At 68.2% G+C, this 19,224-nt stretch carries 16 protein-coding genes; 13 read left to right on the forward strand and 3 right to left on the reverse strand.

Translation table 11 applies throughout. From position 1 onward, the window contains the following. Genes I7X18_RS05700 through I7X18_RS05710 form a run of 3 tightly spaced genes read right to left on the reverse strand, consistent with a single transcriptional unit; the run spans position 1 to position 3,921 of the window. Entirely contained in the window at positions 1–1,563 is a 1,563-nt protein-coding gene (locus I7X18_RS05700) for an AMP-binding protein (protein WP_404822718.1), read from the reverse strand. Positions 1,564–1,567: 4 nt separating this feature from the next. Then, positions 1,568–2,305, reverse strand: a complete 738-nt coding sequence (locus tag I7X18_RS05705) for a GntR family transcriptional regulator (protein ID WP_193044152.1) — start codon at positions 2,303–2,305, stop codon at positions 1,568–1,570. Continuing rightward, positions 2,302–3,921, reverse strand: coding sequence for an SMP-30/gluconolactonase/LRE family protein (locus I7X18_RS05710; protein WP_193044151.1), 1,620 nt, complete (start codon positions 3,919–3,921; stop codon positions 2,302–2,304). The genes I7X18_RS05705 and I7X18_RS05710 overlap by 4 nt, the downstream gene beginning before the upstream one ends. A 118-nt stretch (positions 3,922–4,039) precedes the next feature. On the opposite strand from I7X18_RS05710, the gene I7X18_RS05715 reads away from it, so the two are divergent. From I7X18_RS05715 to I7X18_RS05775, 13 genes are all read left to right on the forward strand, one after another. Next, a complete protein-coding gene (locus I7X18_RS05715; protein ID WP_226862905.1) occupies positions 4,040–4,912 on the forward strand; it encodes an SDR family NAD(P)-dependent oxidoreductase in 873 nt (290 codons plus the stop codon). A gap of 13 nt (positions 4,913–4,925) precedes the next feature. Next, the gene (locus I7X18_RS05720) at positions 4,926–6,341 is read left to right on the forward strand and encodes an aromatic ring-hydroxylating oxygenase subunit alpha (protein WP_193044150.1); all 1,416 of its coding nucleotides are present in this window, start codon (positions 4,926–4,928) and stop codon (positions 6,339–6,341) included. Between the two features lie 64 nt (positions 6,342–6,405). Then, a complete protein-coding gene (locus tag I7X18_RS05725; RefSeq protein WP_232375414.1) occupies positions 6,406–8,238 on the forward strand; it encodes a flavin-containing monooxygenase in 1,833 nt (610 codons plus the stop codon). 24 nt (positions 8,239–8,262) lie between these two features. After that, positions 8,263–9,192 carry an SDR family NAD(P)-dependent oxidoreductase gene (locus I7X18_RS05730; RefSeq protein WP_193044149.1) on the forward strand — a complete coding sequence of 310 codons (930 nt, stop codon included), beginning with the start codon at positions 8,263–8,265 and terminating at the stop codon, positions 9,190–9,192. Between the two features lie 40 nt (positions 9,193–9,232). Beyond that, positions 9,233–10,399 (forward strand): CaiB/BaiF CoA transferase family protein, encoded by a 1,167-nt coding sequence (locus I7X18_RS05735; protein ID WP_232375484.1) that lies wholly within the window; start codon positions 9,233–9,235, stop codon positions 10,397–10,399. 2 nt (positions 10,400–10,401) lie between these two features. Continuing rightward, positions 10,402–11,559 (forward strand): acyl-CoA dehydrogenase family protein, encoded by a 1,158-nt coding sequence (locus tag I7X18_RS05740; RefSeq protein ID WP_193044959.1) that lies wholly within the window; start codon positions 10,402–10,404, stop codon positions 11,557–11,559. Continuing rightward, positions 11,556–12,473 (forward strand): acyl-CoA dehydrogenase family protein, encoded by a 918-nt coding sequence (locus I7X18_RS05745; protein ID WP_193044147.1) that lies wholly within the window; start codon positions 11,556–11,558, stop codon positions 12,471–12,473. The genes I7X18_RS05740 and I7X18_RS05745 overlap by 4 nt, the downstream gene beginning before the upstream one ends. Beyond that, complete coding sequence (locus I7X18_RS05750; protein ID WP_193044146.1) at positions 12,470–13,426, forward strand: Gfo/Idh/MocA family protein; 957 nt, start codon at positions 12,470–12,472, stop codon at positions 13,424–13,426. The genes I7X18_RS05745 and I7X18_RS05750 overlap by 4 nt, the downstream gene beginning before the upstream one ends. Further along, the gene (locus I7X18_RS05755) at positions 13,423–14,574 is read left to right on the forward strand and encodes an acyl-CoA dehydrogenase family protein (protein ID WP_193044145.1); all 1,152 of its coding nucleotides are present in this window, start codon (positions 13,423–13,425) and stop codon (positions 14,572–14,574) included. Before I7X18_RS05750 ends, I7X18_RS05755 begins: the two co-directional genes overlap by 4 nt. After that, positions 14,574–15,548, forward strand: coding sequence for an acyl-CoA dehydrogenase family protein (locus I7X18_RS05760; protein WP_193044144.1), 975 nt, complete (start codon positions 14,574–14,576; stop codon positions 15,546–15,548). The genes I7X18_RS05755 and I7X18_RS05760 overlap by 1 nt, the downstream gene beginning before the upstream one ends. 11 nt (positions 15,549–15,559) lie before the next feature. After that, positions 15,560–17,275 (forward strand): thiamine pyrophosphate-binding protein, encoded by a 1,716-nt coding sequence (locus I7X18_RS05765; RefSeq protein ID WP_193044143.1) that lies wholly within the window; start codon positions 15,560–15,562, stop codon positions 17,273–17,275. A gap of 28 nt (positions 17,276–17,303) precedes the next feature. Then, positions 17,304–18,740, forward strand: coding sequence for an aldehyde dehydrogenase family protein (locus I7X18_RS05770; RefSeq protein WP_193044142.1), 1,437 nt, complete (start codon positions 17,304–17,306; stop codon positions 18,738–18,740). Positions 18,741–18,893: 153 nt separating this feature from the next. Then, positions 18,894–19,220, forward strand: a complete 327-nt coding sequence (locus I7X18_RS05775; RefSeq protein ID WP_193044141.1) for an L-rhamnose mutarotase — start codon at positions 18,894–18,896, stop codon at positions 19,218–19,220. Positions 19,221–19,224 lie beyond the last annotated feature (4 nt).

Genomic DNA, 19,224 nt, shown 5'->3' on the forward strand with positions numbered 1-19,224 from the left:
TCACTCCACCTTCTGGGTCGTCAGCGCCGTACGAATCCGGTGCTTGAGCACTTTGCCGGCATCGTTGCGCGGCAATGCATCCCAGATCTCCACCTGCTCCGGGATCTTGAACGTCGCCACCCCGCGGGCCTGCAGCGCCCTGTCCAGGTCGGCCAGGTCGGGACCGGGACGCTCCGTCGGAACGATCACCGCGCACGCCCGTTCGCCCGTGCGCTCATCCGGCACCCCGACCACCGCGATCTCCGCGATGCCGGGGTGTGCGCAGAGCAGGTCCTCGATCTCCTTCGGCGAGATGTTCTCCCCGTTGCGGATGATGAGGTCCTTCGCACGTCCTGTGACGACGAGGTGGTGACCGTCCCACCGGCCCAGGTCGCCGGTGCGGAAATAGCCGTCCTCGTCGAAGGATTCGGCGTCGTCCTCGGGGTGGAGGTAGCCCACGAGCATCTGCGGTCCCCGCGCGCGGATCTCACCGTCGACCAGGCGGACGTCGGCGATACCGGGCTTGCCGTCGGACTCCGCGGCGTGTCCGGGATCCTCACACGCGCCGACGGTGGTCACCGGCACCTCCGTCGAACCGTAGACGCGGCTGACCGCGGCGCGTGCGAAATAGCCTGCCGCGCGACGGATCAACGACGGTGGCACGGAGGCGCCGCCGCAGATGAACACCTTGAGGCCCGGCAACCTGGTGCCCGCGCGTTCGGCGGCCGCCAGCAGTTGTTCGAGGAACGGGGTGGCGCCCGCCATGTGCGTACAGTGCTCGGACGACATCAGCGCGACGGCCTGGTCGCCGTCCCAGCGGTCCATCAGCACGGCGGTGGTGCCCAGCAGCAGTGGGCATTCGAACGCGTAGATCGACCCTCCGATGTGCGCGATGGGCGACGGCACCAGGAATGCGTCGCCCGGCTCCACCAGCCAGTGGTCGCGGATCTGCGCGATCAGCGCGTAGATCGAATTATGACTGTGGAGAACGCCTTTCGGGCGGCCGGTGGTACCCGAGGTGTACATCACCATCCGCACCTCATCCGGATTCGGGGCGCGCAGAGTCCCGGCCGGCGGATCGTCGAACAGCGCCGGATACGGGGTGTGGCCGGCCGCCGCGCCGCGGACCACGACGACCTCGGGCGGGCGGTCCAGTGTGGCGGTGACCCGGTGCAGCATCGCGGCGTAGTCGTGGCCACGGAACTGTCCGGGGATGAAGATCATCCGGGTGTCGGCGTCGGCGAGCAGGAATCCCAGTTCGTGGTCGCGCAACGACGGCAGGATCGGGTTGACCACCATGCCGGCCAGCGTCGCGCCGAGGTAGACCACAGCGGCCTCGTACCAGTTCGGCAGCATGAACGACACGACGCTGCGCGCAGGCATCCGCGCGGTCAGCGAATGCGCCAGGGCGGTGGCGTGTTCGAGCAGCACCGCGCACGTGAGCCGGCAGTCGCGGTCGACCAGGACCACCCGATCCGGCGTGTCCCGCGCGGCGTCGCGCAGGGCGTCGGCCAGTGTGCGGTGGACCCAGAGGCCGCGGGCATACGCGTCGGCCGCGCGCGCCTCGTCCCACTGGATGTGCACGGGCTCAGCCCTTGACCCGGCGCATCGTCATCGAATGCCGGTAGCTCGCCGACGGGTGGGTGTTGACGGTGACCTGCGCGACTTCACCGTCGGAGGTGACGTAGGTGCGCTGCATCTGCAGTGCGGCGCCGCCGGATTGGACGCCCAACTTGTCGGCGAGCTCCGCGGACAGCACGACCGCGGCGATCTCCTGGTGCACCTCGACCACGCTCACCCCGAACAGATCCTCGATCAGCGGGAAGATCGGGCCGGTGTGGCGGGGGAGCAGTCGGCCCACCGCGGCGAACGCGCGGTTGATGTAGTACTCCGTACGGCAGATCGGTGGCGAGGTGGCGTCGGCCTGTCGATAGCCGTGCACCGCCAGCCATTCGGACCCCTGGGTCAGCCGCGTCCTCGCCGCGAGTTCGGCGTCGACGGTCACGGTGGTGTTCGACTCGATGGTGAACTGTGCGCCGGCGGCGAACGCCAACAGATCGTCGATCGACATCACGTCCTGGGCGTAGGTGTTACCCGACGGACGGGGTACCACCAGGGTGCCCGCGCGCGGCCGCGACGTCACCAGGTTGTCTTCGCGCAGCCGGCGCAGCGCCTCGCGAATGGTGAAGCGGCTCACCGCGAATCGTTCGCACAGTTCGTGTTCAGTGGGCAGCTGGGACCCGACCGGGTAGACGCCGTCGACGATCTCCTTGCGCAGCGCGCGCGCCACCTGCAGGTAGCGGTGCTCCGGGTGGGTGGTCGTCATGCGTGCGCGTCATCCCGGCGCAGCGCCAGCACGCTGCCGTCGCCGTCGGCGGAGACGAACAGTGTGCCGTCCGGTCCCATCGCGATGCCCGCGAACGGTCCCTGCGGTCCGGAGAACGGCGGCATACCGCGCAGTGGTTTGGGGTGGACCCCCGGAGACGGGCCGACCGGCAGGCCGGAGGCGATCGTCTGGCGGGCGCCGGTGTTCATATCGACGGCGACCACCTCCTTCGCGCCGGCGTCGACGACGTAGAGCGCTCCGTCTGCAACCAGCAGACCCTGCGGCCGTTGCAGCCCGTCGGCCACGGTGATGACGTGGGTGCCCGCGAGGCGCACCACCCGGCCGGCGCCGGACTCGGCGACCAACGGGGTGCCGTCCGGGGCGATGGCCACCCCGACGGGATCGCGCAGATCGGACGCCAGCACCGCCACGTCGCCGCCGTGTGCCGAGAGCACCCGTCCGGTGCCGAGTTCGGCGAACACCACGGCACCTCCCGGGGCCGCCGTGACGCCGTAGAGCTGGTCGAAACCGTCTGCGAGAACCTCGCTTTCGCCGGCTGCGGGCCGGTACCGGGTGACCTGGCCGCCGGAGGTGGTGACCACGAACTCGCCGCCCCCGGCGCAGGCGAGCCCGCGCAGGAAGCCGGGATAGCCGGGGGTGAACAACATGCCGACGGTCTGCAGCGAACCGTCGGCCTGCAGCAGGTAGAAGTACGTGCCGTCGGCGACGTAGAGCCGGCCGTCGTCCCCGACCGCGAGGTCCAGCGGCCAGTTCAACCCGCCGGCCAGGGTGGTGCTGGTGTCGCCGCCGGGGAGGATCTCGGTGATCTCACCGGTGAAGTTGGAGACGAAAAGCCGATCGCCGACGAAGGTCAGGTTGTCCAGCCCCGGATTCAATTGCGCCAGCAGCGTTCTGTCACCGCTGCGCGGGTCGATGCGCAGCACCTGGCCGCTGGCCACCTGGGTGGAGACCAGGAAGCCGTCGGCGTCGAACTTGACCGCGTCGGGCACCCCGAGGTCGACGGCGACCCGCTGCGGCTCGCCGCCGTCGGGGTCGATGCGCCAGATCTCGTTGGCGGTCATCAGCGGGTAGTACAGCAGCCCGTCCGGACCCACCTCCATGGCATTCGGCGACGGCAGGTTCTCGGCGAGGATGCGCTCGATGCCGCCGTCGCGGTCGAGTTCAATCAGCCGGCCGCCTTCCCGGCACTCGCCGATGAACAGCCGGCCCTCGTGCACGGTGATGCCGTTGGCGCAGGGCAGGTCGTCGCGCAGGACACGGGTCCGGCCGCCGGGTTCGCGGACGCTGACCCGCCCGTCCATCACCTCGGTGGCGTAGAGGCTGCCGTCCGGGCCGAAGGCCACGTCGTCGGGGGCGATGATGTCGCCGCCCTTCGGGCTGACCGTCTCCAGCGTGCCGCCGGCCAGGTCCAGCGCACTGATCTGGCTGCCGGTCACCTGGGCGACGTAGACCCGGCCGTCGGGCCCGGTGCGCAGGCCGTTCGCGCCGAACAACCGGCTGGGGGCGGTCATCCGCTCGAAGCGCCATCCGTCCGCGACGGCGGGCTGGGCGCCGGGGTAGCGGGTGGCCTGCAACGACTCGGTCGGCGACGTCATGAATCCGGACGTTATCAACCGCAGCTAGTCCAGACAATAGCCGCGCAGACAGTTCCGAAGACCCTTGACGACCGGATAAAGCCTGCGGAATAGTGTTCTTCGATATGAAGAGCACCGTATGTCGTCCGGACAAATAGGCCAGCATGTGCAGGAGTCACTGAGCTTGGCCGGCCGCGTCGTCGTCGTCTCCGGCGCGGGCGGTGGGGGTATCGGCACGACGGTGACCGAGCGGGCAGCCACCGCGGGCGCCACCGTCATCGCGGTCAGTCGCCGCCAGGACAACCTCGACCAGCACGTCGGCCCGCTCATCGACAAGGGACTGTCGATCGTCACGGTGGCGGCCGACGCCTCCACCGACGAGGGCATCGCCCGCGTCCTCGACGAGGCCCGCCGCGCCGAGGGAGATCTCTACGGTCTGGTGAACGTCGCAGGTGGCGCCGCCCCAGCGACGTGGATGCCCTCCACCCGCGTCAGCCGCGACGACTGGCGGGCGCTGTTCACCGCCAACCTGGAGACCGCGTTCTTCATGAGCCAGGCCGTCAGTCGGGAATTGCGTGCCCAGGGCCTGAAGGGGTCGATCGTCTCGGTGTCGTCGATCAGCGGAATGAACACCGCGCCGTTCCACATCGCCTACGGCACGGCCAAGGCGGCGGTGGTCGCGATGACCCGCACCATGGCGGTCGAACTGGCACTGGACGACATCCGCGTGAACGCCGTCGCACCCGGGGTCACCGAGACCGCCGCGTCGGCGACATACGTCGACGAGGATCCCGAGCGGGACCGCACCGCGATCGCGATGGGCCGCCGCGGCACACCCGCCGAACAGGCGAACGCCATCCTGTTCCTGCTGTCGGACATGTCGAGCTACATCACGGGCCAGACGCTGCTGGTCGACGGTGGCCTCGACCTCAAGTGGACGCATCTGGGCGCCGACAACACGTCGTTGTTCCTCAAGGACGAAGGCTTCCGCAGATCCATCAGCCGGTTCTGAAAGGACAGATCAAGTGACTCACACCGAATCCGACCTCGATGCCGCGATCGAAGTCGAAGCCGATCCGGACGATTCGACCGGGCGGGTCGCCGAGGATCTGTCCGAGCCCATGACCATCCCGGTCGAGGCGTACATCTCACCCGAGTACGCCCGCGCCGAACGGGACAAGCTGTGGCGCAGGGTATGGCAGCAGGTCGGGCGCGTCGAGGAGATCCCCGAGGTGGGGAGTTACCTGACCTATGACATCCTCGACGACTCGATCATCGTGGTACGGACCGGCCCCAACGAATTCCGGGCCCACCACAACGTGTGCATGCACCGTGGCCGCAAACTCGTCGACACTCCCGACGGCGCTAAGAACGCGGTCGGCCGCGCACGCAAGTCGTTCGTCTGCGGATTCCACGGCTGGACATACGGTTTGGACGGCACGTGTACGCACATCCGGGAACAGGACGACTGGAAGGGCACGCTGACACCGCAGAACACCCACCTCGCCCCGGTGCAGGTGGACACCTGGGGCGGCTGGCTGTTCGTCAACATGGACCCGGCCTGCGAACCGCTGGCGGACTATCTGTTCCCGGCGTCGAAGATCCTCGACCCGTTCGGGCTGGAGAACATGCGCTACAAGTGGCGCAAGTGGCTGTACTTCGACTGCAACTGGAAAGTCGCGCTGGAGGCGTTCAACGAGACCTACCACGTGTTCACCACACACCCGGAGTTCAACAAGTTCGGCGAGTTCAAGGGCTGGGCCAAAGCCCAAGGCAGGCACAGCAACATCGGGTACGACGCGCCGAAGGGGATGGACGAGACGAAGTCCAAGATCCGCCTCGGGACCGGCGACGACCCGCGCGTCTCCACCGCCGAGATGCAGATGTACACCTGGGAGCAGACCAACGCGACCACCACTGAGACACTGGTCAACGCCGCCAAGCGGCTGGTCGACGAACTGCCGGAAGGCACTCCGGCCGACAAAGTGCTGCAGCATTGGCTGGCCTCGGCCCGCCGCGACGACGAAGCACGCGGGGTCATCTGGCCGACGATTCCCGCCGACATCCTGGGCCAGAGCGGGACCGCCTGGCAGCTCTTCCCGAACTTCCAGATCGGCCAGGGCCTGACCAGCGCGCTCTGTTACAGCGCCCGGCCCGATCCGAGTTACGACCCGAACAAGTGCATATTCGAGGTAGCTGTCTTCGAGCTGTACCCCAAAGGCCAAGAGCCGGAGACCGAATGGGCCTACACCCCGGTCGGCGACCCGAACTGGCTGTCGGTGCTGCCGCAGGACTTCTCCAACATGGCCGCCGTGCAGCAGGGCATGAAGTCCGCGGGCTTCCCCGGCACGCGGCCCAACCCCTATCGCGAACGCAGCACCGTCAACCTGCACTACCAACTGTCGAAGTACATGGGCACCGGCGAGCCCCAGGACCTGTGATTTCGGCGTGCTGAGTCGCGCTGGGCGCGACCAGGCACGCCGAAACCGCCCACGAAGGAGGAATGTGAACACCTGCGGGCCCACCGAGACCCCGGACGATTTCGACATCGACGCGCTGCGGGAGAAGTACGCGCAGGAGCGCGCCAAACGGCTGCGGCCGGAGGGCTCCAAACAGTACGTCGAGCTGACCGACGAGTTCGCGGGCTACTACGAGAGCGACCCCTACATTCCGGTGCAGCCCCGCAATCCGATCACCGAGGACATCGACGTCGCGGTGCTCGGCGGCGGATTCGGTGGGCTGCTGTCGGCCGCGCACCTGAAGAAGGCCGGCGTCGACGACGTGCGGATCATCGAACTGGGCGGCGATTTCGGCGGGGTCTGGTACTGGAACCGGTACCCGGGCATCCAGTGCGACAACGAATCCTACTGCTATATACCGCTACTCGAAGAGCTCGACTTCATGCCGAGTAAGAAGTTCGCCGACGGCGCCGAGATCTACGAGCACTGCCGCAACATCGGCAAGCACTTCGGACTCTACGACGGGGCCATCTTCTCGACCCAGGTCAGGGATCTGCGATGGGACGACGAGATGAACCGGTGGCGGATCAGCACCAACCGCGGCGACGACATCCGTGCCCGGTTCGTGGTGCTGGCCTCCGGTCCGTTCCACCGCCCCAAACTGCCTGGCATCCCCGGTATTCAGGACTTCACCGGCCACAGCTTCCACTCGTCGCGGTGGGACTACGACTACACCGGCGGCGACAGCACCGGCAATCTGCACAAGCTCGCCGACAAGAAGGTCGCGGTGATCGGCACCGGCGCCACGGCCATCCAGATCGTGCCGTTCCTGGCCCGCGACGCCGGGCATCTGTACGTGTTTCAGCGCACCCCGTCCACGGTGGACGCCCGCAACAACGGGCCCACCGACCCGCAGTGGGCGCAGTCGCTGCAACCGGGTTGGCAGAAGGAACGGCAGCGCAACTTCCATTCGTGGACGTTCGAGGGGATGGCCCCCGGACAGCCGGATCTGGTGTGCGACTTCTGGACCGAACTCGGCCGCAACACGGCCGCGCGGGTGATGGCGCTGGAGGATCCGGCGACGCTGACCCCCGAGCAGTTCATGTCGATCCGGGAGGAGGAGGACTACAAGCTGATGGAGCGGCTGCGCCGCCGCATCGACGCCCTGGTCGACGACCCCCAGACCGCCGAGGCGCTCAAGCCGTACTACCGCTTCCTGTGCAAGCGGCCGCTGTCCAACGACGAGTACCTGCCGGCCTTCAATCGCCCGAACGTCACGCTGGTCGACGTATCGGACTCCCGCGGCGTCGAGAAGGTCACCGCGAAGGGACTGGTGGTGGGCGGCGTCGAGTACGAGGTCGACTGCATCATCTACGCCAGCGGTTTCGAGATCACCACCGACATCAGCAGACGGTATTCGATCGAGGCGGTCGAGGGTCGCGACGGGCTGTCGCTGTTCGACTACTGGCGCGACGGGTACAAGACGCTGCACGGCATGACCAGCCGCGGTTTCCCCAACCAGTTCTTCACCGGGTTCACCCAGGTCGGCATCTCGGCGAACATCGCCGCGAATTACGAGCTGCAGGGCGAACACATCGCCTACGTCATCGCCGAGGCACTCGAGCGCGGCGCCGACGTCGTCGAGCCGACGCAGGACGCGCAGGACGCATGGTGCCAGACGGTCAGGGAATCGGCTGTGGACAATTCGGCGTTCGACGCCTCCTGCACGCCGGGTTACTACAACAACGAGGGTGGTGGCGGCGGTGAGGGTCTGCGGTCGCATCTCGGAGAACCGTACGGTCCGGGTTTCTACGCCTTCGGCGATCTGCTGGCCTCGTGGCGGGACAAGGGCGATCTCGATGGCCTCGATCTCCGATAGCGTCGAGCGCACGGTTGTCGCCGCATGAGTGACCTGAGGTACGACGGCCGCGTCGCCGTGGTCACCGGTGGTGGCCGCGGGCTCGGCCGGGCATACGCGCTGCTGCTCGCGTCGCGCGGGGCGAAGGTCGTCGTCAACGATCTGGGCGGCGACCTTGCCGGCCACGGCGAGGGCATCGATCCAGCCGTCGGACCCGCCCAGGACGTCGCGCGGGAGATCGCCGCCGCGGGCGGGGAGGCGGTCGCCAGCACCGATTCGGTGGCCACCCCGGCCGGCGGCAGGGCGATCGTCGACACGGCGCTGTCCGCCTTCGGCCGCCTCGACATCCTCATCCACAACGCCGGCAACGTCCGGCGCGGATCATTGCGCGAGATCAGCTACGAGGACTTCGACGCCGTCCTCGACGTCCATCTGCGCGGCGCGTTTCACGTTGTGCGGCCGGCGTTTCCGGTGATGTGCGACGCCGGCTACGGCCGCATCGTGCTGACCTCGTCGATCGGCGGCCTCTACGGCAACCACGACGTGGTCAACTACGCGGTCGCCAAGGCCGGGGTGATCGGGCTGTCGAACGTCGCCGCCCTCGAAGGTGCCGAGCACGGGGTGAGAAGCAACGTGATCGTGCCCGCCGCCGTCACCCGAATGGCCGAGGGCATCGACACGTCGGCCTATCCGCCGATGGACCCGGAGCTGGTGGCGCCCACGGTGGGCTGGCTGGCCCACGAAACCTGTTCGGTGACAGGGGAGATGTTCATCGCGCTGGCCGGGCGGGTGGCCACCGCGGTGATCGCCGAGTCACCGGGAGTGCACCGGCCGTCGTGGACGGTCGAGGACATCGCCGAGAACCTCGACGCGATCCGCGACCGCACCGAGCCCGTCGTCTTCCCGGTGGTCCCGGACGGCCACAACGCGCACATCCGCTACAGCTTCGGGATGGCGGCGGTGAGCCGTGGTTAGCGGCCCGCTCGCAGGCGTGCGCGTCGTGGACCTGACCGCAATGGTCATGGGCCCGTACTGCACTCAGATCATGGCCGACATGGGGGCCGACGTCGTCAAGGTCGAGCCGCCGGAGGGTGACAACACCCGCTTCATCTCGGTCGGCCCCGCCCCGGGGATGAGCGGGGTGTTCGTGAACGTCAACCGCGGTAAGCGCAGCGTCGTACTCGACCTGCGAACCGACGACGGCAAGGCGGCGCTGCGCGCACTGATTGCCGATGCCGACGTCTTCATCCACTCGATGCGCGCCAAGGCGATCGCCAAGCTCGGGTTCGGCTACCCCGACGTCGCCGTCCTGAATCCGAACATCGTCTACACCAACTGCTACGGCTACGGGCGGCGCGGCCCGGACCGTGATCTGCCCGCCTACGACGACACCATCCAGGCCGAGTGCGGCATCCCCGCCGTGCAGAAACAACTGACCGGCGAGGCCAACTACGTCGGCACGATCATGGCCGACAAGGTCGCCGGCCTGACCGCGCTGTACGCCACGATGATGGCGCTGTTCCACCGGGAGCGCACCGGCGAGGGGCAGGAAGTCGAGGTCGCCATGTTCGAGACGATGGCCTCTTTCATGCTGGTCGAACATGCCAACGGCGCCATGTTCGACCCCCCGCTCGGTCCCGCGGTGTATCCGCGGACCGTGGCGCCCAACCGTCGGCCGTACGAGACCAAGGACGGTTACATCGCGGCGCTGATCTACAACGACAAGCATTGGAATGCGTTCATCAAAGCTGTTGCTCCCGTGTGGGACAACGACCTGTATGGCACCCTGGAGCGGCGGGCGAAGCAGATCGACACCGTCTACGGCCTGGTGGCCGAAACGCTCAAGGAGCGCACCACCGACGAGTGGCTCGCGCTGTTCCGCGAACTGGAGATCCCGGCCGCGCCGATCCAGACCCCCGACGCGCTGTTCGACCACCCGCACCTCAACGCCGTCGGCCTCTTCGAAACCGTGGACACTCCACACGGTCCCGTGCGTTTCCCCGGTGTGCCCACCTGGTTCTCACGCACCCCCGGCCATGTCCGCGGGCCCGCGCCGGAACTGGGTGCGGATACGGCCGCGGTGCTCGACGAACTCGGCCTGCTCGCCGACACTGCGGTCGTTGACGTAAATCGGGCGGATCTCGTCACGAACCGTAGTCTCGGCGCCCCGGAGTTGGGGTGAGCATGGACTTCGACATGGGGCCGCGGGCGGCGGCGCTGCGCTCCGAACTGCGGGCGCTGGTGAAAGACCAGATCCCCGAACACTTCCTCGGCGCGTTCACCGACGACCCCGCCGATCTCGAGACCGCACAACGCTTCTGCCGCCTGCTCGCCGAGCGGGACCTGCTGTGTCTGGCGTGGCCGGAGGAGTTCGACGGTGGGGGAGCGTCGGTATGGGAGCAGACCGTCGTGCGTGAGGAGATGTGGGCCCACCACGAACCGCGCGGCGCCCAGTACATGGGCGTCAACTGGGTCGGGCCGATCATCATGCGGCACGGCACCGAGGAGCAGCAGCGCAGGCATCTGCCGCCGATCGCGCGCGGTGAGGTGATCTGGTGTCAGGGGTTCTCCGAGCCGGAAGCCGGGTCCGACCTCGCGTCGCTGCGCACCACCGCGCGGCGTGCCGAGGATGGCTCAGACGGGTGGCTGGTCAGCGGGCAGAAGATCTGGACGTCGTATGCGACCATGGCGCAGTGGTGCTTCCTGCTGGCCCGCACGTCCAAGGGTGAGCGCAAACAACAGGGCCTGACGATCTTCCTCGTGCCCATGGACGATCCCGCGATCCAGGTTCGGCCGATCCGCACCATGCTGGGCCCGCACCACCTCAACGAGGTGTTCTTCGACGATCTGCGTGTCACCGACGCCGACGTGCTCGGCACCGTCGACCACGGCTGGTCGATCGTGGGTGACGTGATGGCGTTCGAGCGGGTCGGCATCGCCCGCTACGCCCGGTGCGAACGCTTACTGGCCTCTGCGCCAACGGTTCTCGCCGACCGCTGGGATGAGCTGCCCGAGGAGTTGCGCGGCCGCTGGGTGCGCATGCTCACCCACTGTCGCCGTGCCCGCTTGATGGCCTACCGGGTGGTGTCGCTGCAGAGCAGCGGGCGCATCCAGCCGGGGGATGCCGCCGCCTACCGGATCGCGGTCACGACGCTGGATCAGGACAGTGCGGAGGTGCTGATGGACATCGCGGCCGAGGTGTCGCACGACGACCCCCGGTCCGCCTGGTTCCTCGGCGAGGTCGAGGACCACTGGCGGTACTCCCAGGCCGCGACGGTGTCGTCGGGCAGCATCGAGATGCAGCGCATCCTGCTCTCACGTGCCCTGCTGGCGGCCCGATGATCCTCGATCTCGGCGACGACGCCGCGGAGTACGGCCGCCAGGCGCTCCGGGCGTTCGAGGCCGCCGGCGGTGACCTGCTCGTCCAGCAGGCCGAAGCCAAACCCGCCGACCGCGAGTCACTGATGATGCCGACGCTCACCGAACTCGGTGCGTGGGACCTCGACGTGCGCACCGACGCCGACGAACTCGAAGCGGCCGCGGCGCTGTGCCGCAGCGCCGGGCACTGGACGGTGCCGTATCCGGTGGCCGAACGGCTGGCCCGTCCCGCCGATCTCGACGTCGACGGCCTGCTCGTCGTTTCCGGTAGCCGCCCGGCCGGAACTCTCGCGGGTCTCGAATCACGCTGGGTCGCAGTGTCACTCGACGGGTGCCGGAGCACGGTGACCGGTCAGGGCCCCGGCGGGCCGGCCTTTGTCACCGAGGTGGACCTGTCCGCCGTCGACACTGCGGGCGCGGGTGACCTCGCCGTGGGTCTCACGCTGCCGGTGTGGACGCTGCTCGGCATGCTCGACCGGGCGATCGAGCTCACGACGGCGCACGTCAACCTGCGCAAGCAGTTCGGCCAGCCGCTGGCGGGTTTCCAGGGCGTGCAGTTCCAGCTGACCGACGCCGAGGTCGAACGCAGCGGCGTTGACATCCTCGCCAAGTACGCGCTGTGGAGCATCGCCACCGGGCGGCCCGAGGCCGTCGACGATGCACTGGCGCTGCGGATGGCGGCGATCGAAGCCGCGGAGGTCGTGTTCCGGGTCTGCCACCAATTGCACGGCGCGGTCGGCTTCTGTGACGAGACCACACTGTCCTGGCTGTCGCGGTACAGCCAACCGCTGCGGCGTCTGCCGCTCGGCCTGTCGGCCACGCGTGCGGAGTTGACGCGCCGGGCGGGGCGGCGTGGCTTGACGGGGCTGTACGCATGAGGGTCCTCGTCATCGGCACGGGCTTCGGCAGGCATGCGGCCGCCCCGGCGTACGAGAGCGCCGGATTCGAGGTGGAGGTCGTCAGCCCCCGCGACGAGGCCGCGATCGAGCGCGGGCTGGGGTCGGGCATCGACCTGGTATCGGTGCACTCGCCGCCGTTCCTGCACCTCGGCCACGTCACCGCCACCATCGACGGCGGTCACGCGGTGCTGTGCGACAAGCCGTTCGGTCGCACCGCTGACGAGGCTGCCGAGATGTGTGACCGGGTGCGCGACGCCGGCGTCCTCCACTTCCTCAACTTCGAGTTCCGTTGCCGCGCATCGTGGGCGAAGTTCAAAGAGATCGTCGACGACGGCGTCATCGGCGCCCCGACGCACCTGAGCTGGAACTGGTTCGGCAACGGGTTGCGCGGCCGCACCCACGGATGGATCAACGACGCCGACCTCGGAGGCGGCTGGATCGGTGCCTACGGATCGCATCTGATCGACTTCACGCGTTGGCTGTTCGACAGCGAGATCGTCGACTGCGGCGGCGTCACCCGCATCGACGACCCAATCCACCGCGACAGCGACGGCGTGCTCAAGCAGGCCACCGCCGAGGACGCCTACGCGGCCTGGTTCGTGCTGGACAACGGTGCGACGGCGGCGCAGGACACCGGATTCGCCGCCGCGGTCCCCACGATCCCGCGCGCCGTGCTGCTGGGCACCGACGGCTCGATCGAGCTGACCGCCGACACCACGCTGGTGCTACGCACCACCGGGTCCGAACCGCGCGCCATCGAATTCGACCGCCCCGGACGGCCCGACCAGGCGTTGACGACCTTCTTCACCCAGGTCGCCGAGGCGTTGCGGACCGGCACTCAGATCGCGCCGTCGTTCGACGACGGACTCGCGGTCGCGCGGGTGATGGATCGGTTGCGCGCGAACGCCGTCCGGATGGAGGTGCCGGCATGAGCGCCGAGGACTTCCGCTCCACCGTGCGGGCCTGGTGCGCCGAGCACATCCCGACAGACTGGCGACAGCAGCAGACCGGGGTGAGCGCCGAGGAGTTCGTCGCCTTCCAGAAGGCCTGGTTCGCCGAGCTGCACAGCGCCGGATACGCGGTGCCGCACTGGCCCGCCGAATGGGGTGGCGGACTCTCCGTCGCCGAACAGGTCGTCCTCTACCAGGAACTCGCGGCCCATGACGCACCGCGGCTGGTGCTCGCGTTCGTCGGCATCCACCACGCCGCGTCGACCCTGCTGATCGCGGGCACCGACGAACAGCGGCGCAGGCACCTGCCCGCGATCCTCGACGGTGACATCTGGGTGCAGGGGTTCTCCGAACCCGAGGCCGGTTCGGACCTCGCGAGCCTGCGCACCACCGCACGCCGCGACGGCGACACTTACATCGTCAACGGCCAGAAGCTCTGGGCCAGTGGTGGCATGCACGCCGACTGGTGTCTGCTGTTGGCGCGCACCGACCCCGATGCGCCCAAGCGGAAGGGTATTTCGTACTTCCTGCTCGACATGACCACACCGGGTGTCGAGGTGCGGCCGATCCGTAACGCCGTCGGCGACTCGCACTTCTGCGAGATATTCCTCGACGACGTCGTGGTACCCGCCGCCAACCTGGTCGGCGCCGAGAACTCGGGCTGGCAGGTCGCACAGGCGACGCTGGGCGCCGAGCGCGGGATGACCATGCTCGAGCTGGCCGAACGCCTGGCCAACGCCGGGTTCCGCCGGTTGGTGCAGACGAGCCCGGTCGACGATCCGCTCGTCGCGGATCGACTGGCGCAGTTCGAATGTGAGATCACCGGGCTGCGCGGACTGTGTCGGCGACTGGTCGAGAGCACCGACCCCGGACCCGCCGATGCGTCGATCGTGAAGCTCTACTACAGCGAACTGCTGCAGCGTCTCACCGGTTTCGCCACCGAGATCGGTGGCCTCGCCACCCACACGGAGCTGTCGAAACCCATGTCGAGCGGATGGGAGTCCGGATCCTGGCTGCTCGACTTCATCGGATCGTGGGAATGGACCATCCCGGGCGGGTCGAGCGAGATCCAGCGCACCATCATCGGTGAACGCGGTCTCGGCCTGCCCCGAGAACCGAGCGCGGTCTGATGGGCTTCGAGGAGTTCCATGACGAACTGCGCTCGGTCGCAGGCGATCTGCTGGCCAAAGACAGCGCCGTCGGCTGGCAGGCACTCGCCGGTGCCGGCTGGACCGGTCTCGAGGTGCCCGAACACCTCGGCGGGGCCGGCGCCACGTTCGCCGAGGTCGCGGTCATCTGCGGTGAGATCGGCCGGGCCGCCGGCGCCACCGACTACCTGGGCAGCGCGGTCCTGGCGGTCGGCGCGCTGACCATGCTCGCGCCCGGCGACATTCGTGACGAACTGCTGTCCGGAACCGCGGCGGGCACCGTCCGCGCCGCCGTCGTCACCGACGGTTTCACCTTCGATGGCGGGCGGCTCAGCGGGCACGCGGAGTTCGTCCCCGACGCCGCGGGTGCCGACCGGCTGCTGCTGCTCGCCGGGGACGTCGTCGTCGAGGCGGTTTCCACGGTGACACCGCAACCGGTGCTCGACGAGACCCGGCGGCTCGCCGTCGTCAGCGCGGACGGCGTCGAGGTCACCAATGTGCTGGCCGTCGAGGGAGACGTCGCGGGCCGGTTACGGGACCGCGCCGCCGTCGCGATCGCCTGCGACAGCCTCGGACTCGCCGAGGCGATGCTGTCCGCGACGGTCGAGTACGTAAAGGTGCGCAGGCAGTTCGACCGGCCCATCGGGTCGTTCCAGGCCGTCAAACACGCCTGTGCCGACATGGTGGTGCAGATCGAGGTGTGCCGCCAACTCGTCGACGCGGCCGTCGCCGCCGTCGATACCCCGGACGCGACAATTGCTGCGGCCATGGCGAAGTCGCATGTGTGCAGTGCCGCGGTCGACATCGCCGGCAAGGCCATGCAACTGCACGGTGGTATCGGATACACCTGGGAGAGCGGCATCCACGTGTATCTCAAACGCGCCGCCCTCAACCGTTCGCTGTTCGGATCCCCTGCGGCGCATCGCAGACAGCTCGCTCACCGCTACCGTAACTAAGGAGAATCCCCATGGGTGTCCCCGTCTACAAACGCATCCTCGACCTGTTCGAGGCCGAGGGTGTGAACACGTTGTTCGGTATCCCGGATCCGAACTTCGTGCACATGTTCACCGAGGCCGACGCGCGGGGCTGGTCGGTGGTGGCGCCGCATCACGAGCTGAGCGCCGGCTTCATGGCCGAGGCGGCGTCGCGGATGACCGGTAAGCCGGGGTTGTGCATCGGCACCCTCGGGCCGGGCGTGGCCAACATCGCCGGCGCGATGATGTGCGCATTGGTGGAGAACTCACCGGTCATCTTCCTCGGCGGTCAGCGCGCCCGCATCACCGAGCGTCGGGTGCGCCGTGGCCGCATCCAATTCGTCCAGCAGGAAGGGCTTTTCGCGCCGTCGGTGAAGTACAGCAGCTCCATCGAGTACGCCGACCAGACCGACGAGATCATCCGGGAGGCGATCCGCCGCAGCCTGTCCGGCACCCCGGGTCCGAGCTACATCGAGTACCCCTCGCACGTCATCCTCGAAGAGCTCGACGTACCGGAGGTCCTGCCGCCGCACCGCTATCGGCTGGTGAACCAGGGCGCCGGAGCCCGTGAGGTGGCCGAGGCCGCCGAGCTGATCCGGCAGGCGAAGAGCCCGATCCTGTTGGTGGGACACGGCGTTCACACATCACGCACCGGCGCCGCGGTCAGGGAACTGGCCGAGCTGATGGCCTGTCCGGTGATCCAGACCTCCGGTGGCACGTCATTCATCGAGGGTCTGGAGGACCGCACCTTTCCCTACCTGTTCTCCCCGGCCGCCAACGAAGCCGTCGAGGGGTCCGACTTGTGCGTGGCGCTGGGCACCGAGCTCGGCGAGCCGATGCACTACGGCCGGACGCAGCACTGGGCCGGCAACGATGCCAACCGCAAATGGGTGTATGTCGAGCAGGACCCGACCGCGATCGGCGTGAACAGGCCGTTCGACGTGCCGTTGGTCGGCGATCTGCGCGGGGTGGTGCCGCAGCTCGTCGACGCGCTGCGCGACACGCCGCGCGCCCCGTCAGCCAGTCTGGAGACGTTGGTCGAGGCCGACGCCGCCGAGCTGGTCCGGGTGGCCGAAGAAGCGCCGAGCGGACGCACGCCGGTGCATCCGGCCCGCTTCGTCGTCGAGGCCACCAAGGCCTTCAAGGAGTACGCCGAGGACGGCATCCTGGTACGCGACGGCGGCGCCACGGTGATCTTCCAGTGGACCTACTCGCAGGCCAAACCGCACGACGTGATCTGGAACCAGAACTTCGGCCACCTCGGCACCGGCCTGCCCTACGCCGTCGGCGCATCGGTCGCCGAAGGCCGAAAGCGCCCGGTCATGCTGCTCACCAGTGACTCGGCGTTCCTGTTCCATATCGCCGAACTCGAGACAGCCGCCCGCGAGGGTCTGCCGCTGGTGTGCGTGGTCGGTGTCGACCACCAGTGGGGGCTCGAAGTGGGTGTCTACAAGCGCACGTTCGAGCAGCCGTCGCCGCAGCCCGGCGTGCACTGGAGCAAGGACGTCCGGATGGACAAGATCGCCGAGGGGTTCGGCTGCCACGGTGAGTACGTCGAGAAGGACGACGAGATCGGCCCGGCCATCCAGCGCGCCTACGCCAGCGGCAAGACCGCCGTCGTGCACGTCTGCATCGACCCCAAGGCCAACAGCGAGGAAATGCCGAAGTACGACCGATTCCGCACCTGGTATGCGGAAGGCACCCAGTAGGTCTGCGATCTAGGGGAGAGTGAGAGCCATGCGTGAGTATCTGAAGTTCTACATCGACGGCCAGTGGGTCCAACCGCTGCGCCCAAACATCCTCGAGGTCGACAACCCGACCACCGAAGAGATCTCCGGCAAGATCGCGCTGGGGTCGTCGGCGGATGTCGACCTGGCCGTCAATGCGGCCCGCCGGGCCTTCACCGGCTGGTCGCAGACCACCCGCGAGGAGCGTCTCGACGTGCTGCAGGCCATCCTGGCCGAGTACCAGAAGCGGGCCGGTGACCTCGCCGACGCGGTGACCGAGGAGATGGGCGCGCCGGCCTCGCTGGCGGCGGGTCCGCAGGTGAACCTGGGCCTCGGGCACCTGATGACCGCCATCGACGTGCTGAAGAACTACGAGTTCGAAGAGCAGCACGGTTCAACGCTGGTGGTGAAGGAGCCGATCGGTGTCTGCGGCTTGATCACCCCGTGGAACTGGCCGATCAACCAGATCGCGGTCAAGGTGTACCCGGCGCTGGCGACCGGCTGCACGATGGTGCTCAAACCGTCGGAGGTCGCCCCGTACTCGGCGCAGATCTTCACCGAGATCGTCGATGCCGCAGGCGTTCCCGCGGGCGTGTACAACCTGGTCTACGGCGACGGCCCCGGGGTGGGCGCACCCTTGTCGAGCCATCCCGACGTCGACATGGTGTCGTTCACCGGGTCGACGCGCGCCGGGGTGGAGGTCGCGCGTAACGCCGCCCCGACAGTCAAGCGGGTGACGCAGGAACTCGGCGGCAAGAGCCCCAACATCGTGCTCGACGACGACGACTTCGCCAAGAGCGTGGCCGCCGGTGTCTCGGTGATGATGATGAACAGCGGTCAGAGCTGCAACGCGCCGTCACGCATGCTGGTGCCCACCTCGCGGATGGACGAGGCGATCCAGATCGCCGAGCAGACCGCCGGTGCGGTCAAGGTCGGCGATCCGGGCGACAAGGCCGCGATCGGCCCGGTGGCGTCGAAGGCGCAGTTCGACAAGATCCAGGGGCTGATCCAGAAGGGCATCGACGAAGGTGCGACGGTCGCGGTCGGTGGCCCCGGACGCCCGGACGGCCTCGACCGGGGCTACTACGTCAAGCCGACGGTGTTCGCGCACGTCACCAACGACATGACCATCGCGCGCGAGGAGATCTTCGGGCCGGTGCTGTGCATCCTCGGCTACGACGACCTCGACCAGGCGCTCGAGATCGCCAACGACACGGAATACGGTCTGGCGGGCTATGTCTCGGGATCTGACCTGGACAAGGCGCGCGAGGTCGCGCGCAGGATCCGCGCCGGCTCGGTGGCCATCAACCACGGCTTCGACATGAGCGCGCCATTCGGTGGATACAAGCGCAGCGGCAACGGACGCGAGTGGGGCCACTTCGCCTTCGACGAGTTCCTCGAGATCAAGGCCGCGCTGGGCTACGCGCCGGAGGCCGCGGCCGGCTGACACAGTGCGCGCCGACACTACGGTTGTTGACGGATTCGGGCGGAATCCGGTCAACAACCGTAGTCTCGGCGCGGTATTGACTCCCTCGCGGTTCTTATCCTACTGTGAGCGCAGTCACGTGTTGAAACGTTTCAAGCAAGGATGGGGAGCGGCATGGATGCCAGGACGACAGAACGTGTCTGCTTCCTGCTCCACCTCAGGCGTGACCGCATCGACGACTACCTGAAAGCCCACGAACACGTGTGGCCCGAAATGCTGGAAGCGCTGCGGCAGGCCGGTTGGCGCAACTACTCGCTGTTCCTCGACGCCGACGACGGTCTGGTGGTCGGCTACTTCGAGACCTACGACTACGACGCCGCGACCGCAGCGATGGCGGCCACCGACGTCAACGACAGGTGGCAGGCCACGATGGCCGGCTACTTCGACAACCGGCCGGATCACGCGATGGACCGGCTCACCCACTATTTCCACCTACCCTGAGGAT

It is taken from the genome of Mycolicibacterium baixiangningiae, assembly GCF_016313185.1.
GTDB classification, from domain to species: Bacteria; Actinomycetota; Actinomycetes; order Mycobacteriales; family Mycobacteriaceae; genus Mycobacterium; species Mycobacterium baixiangningiae.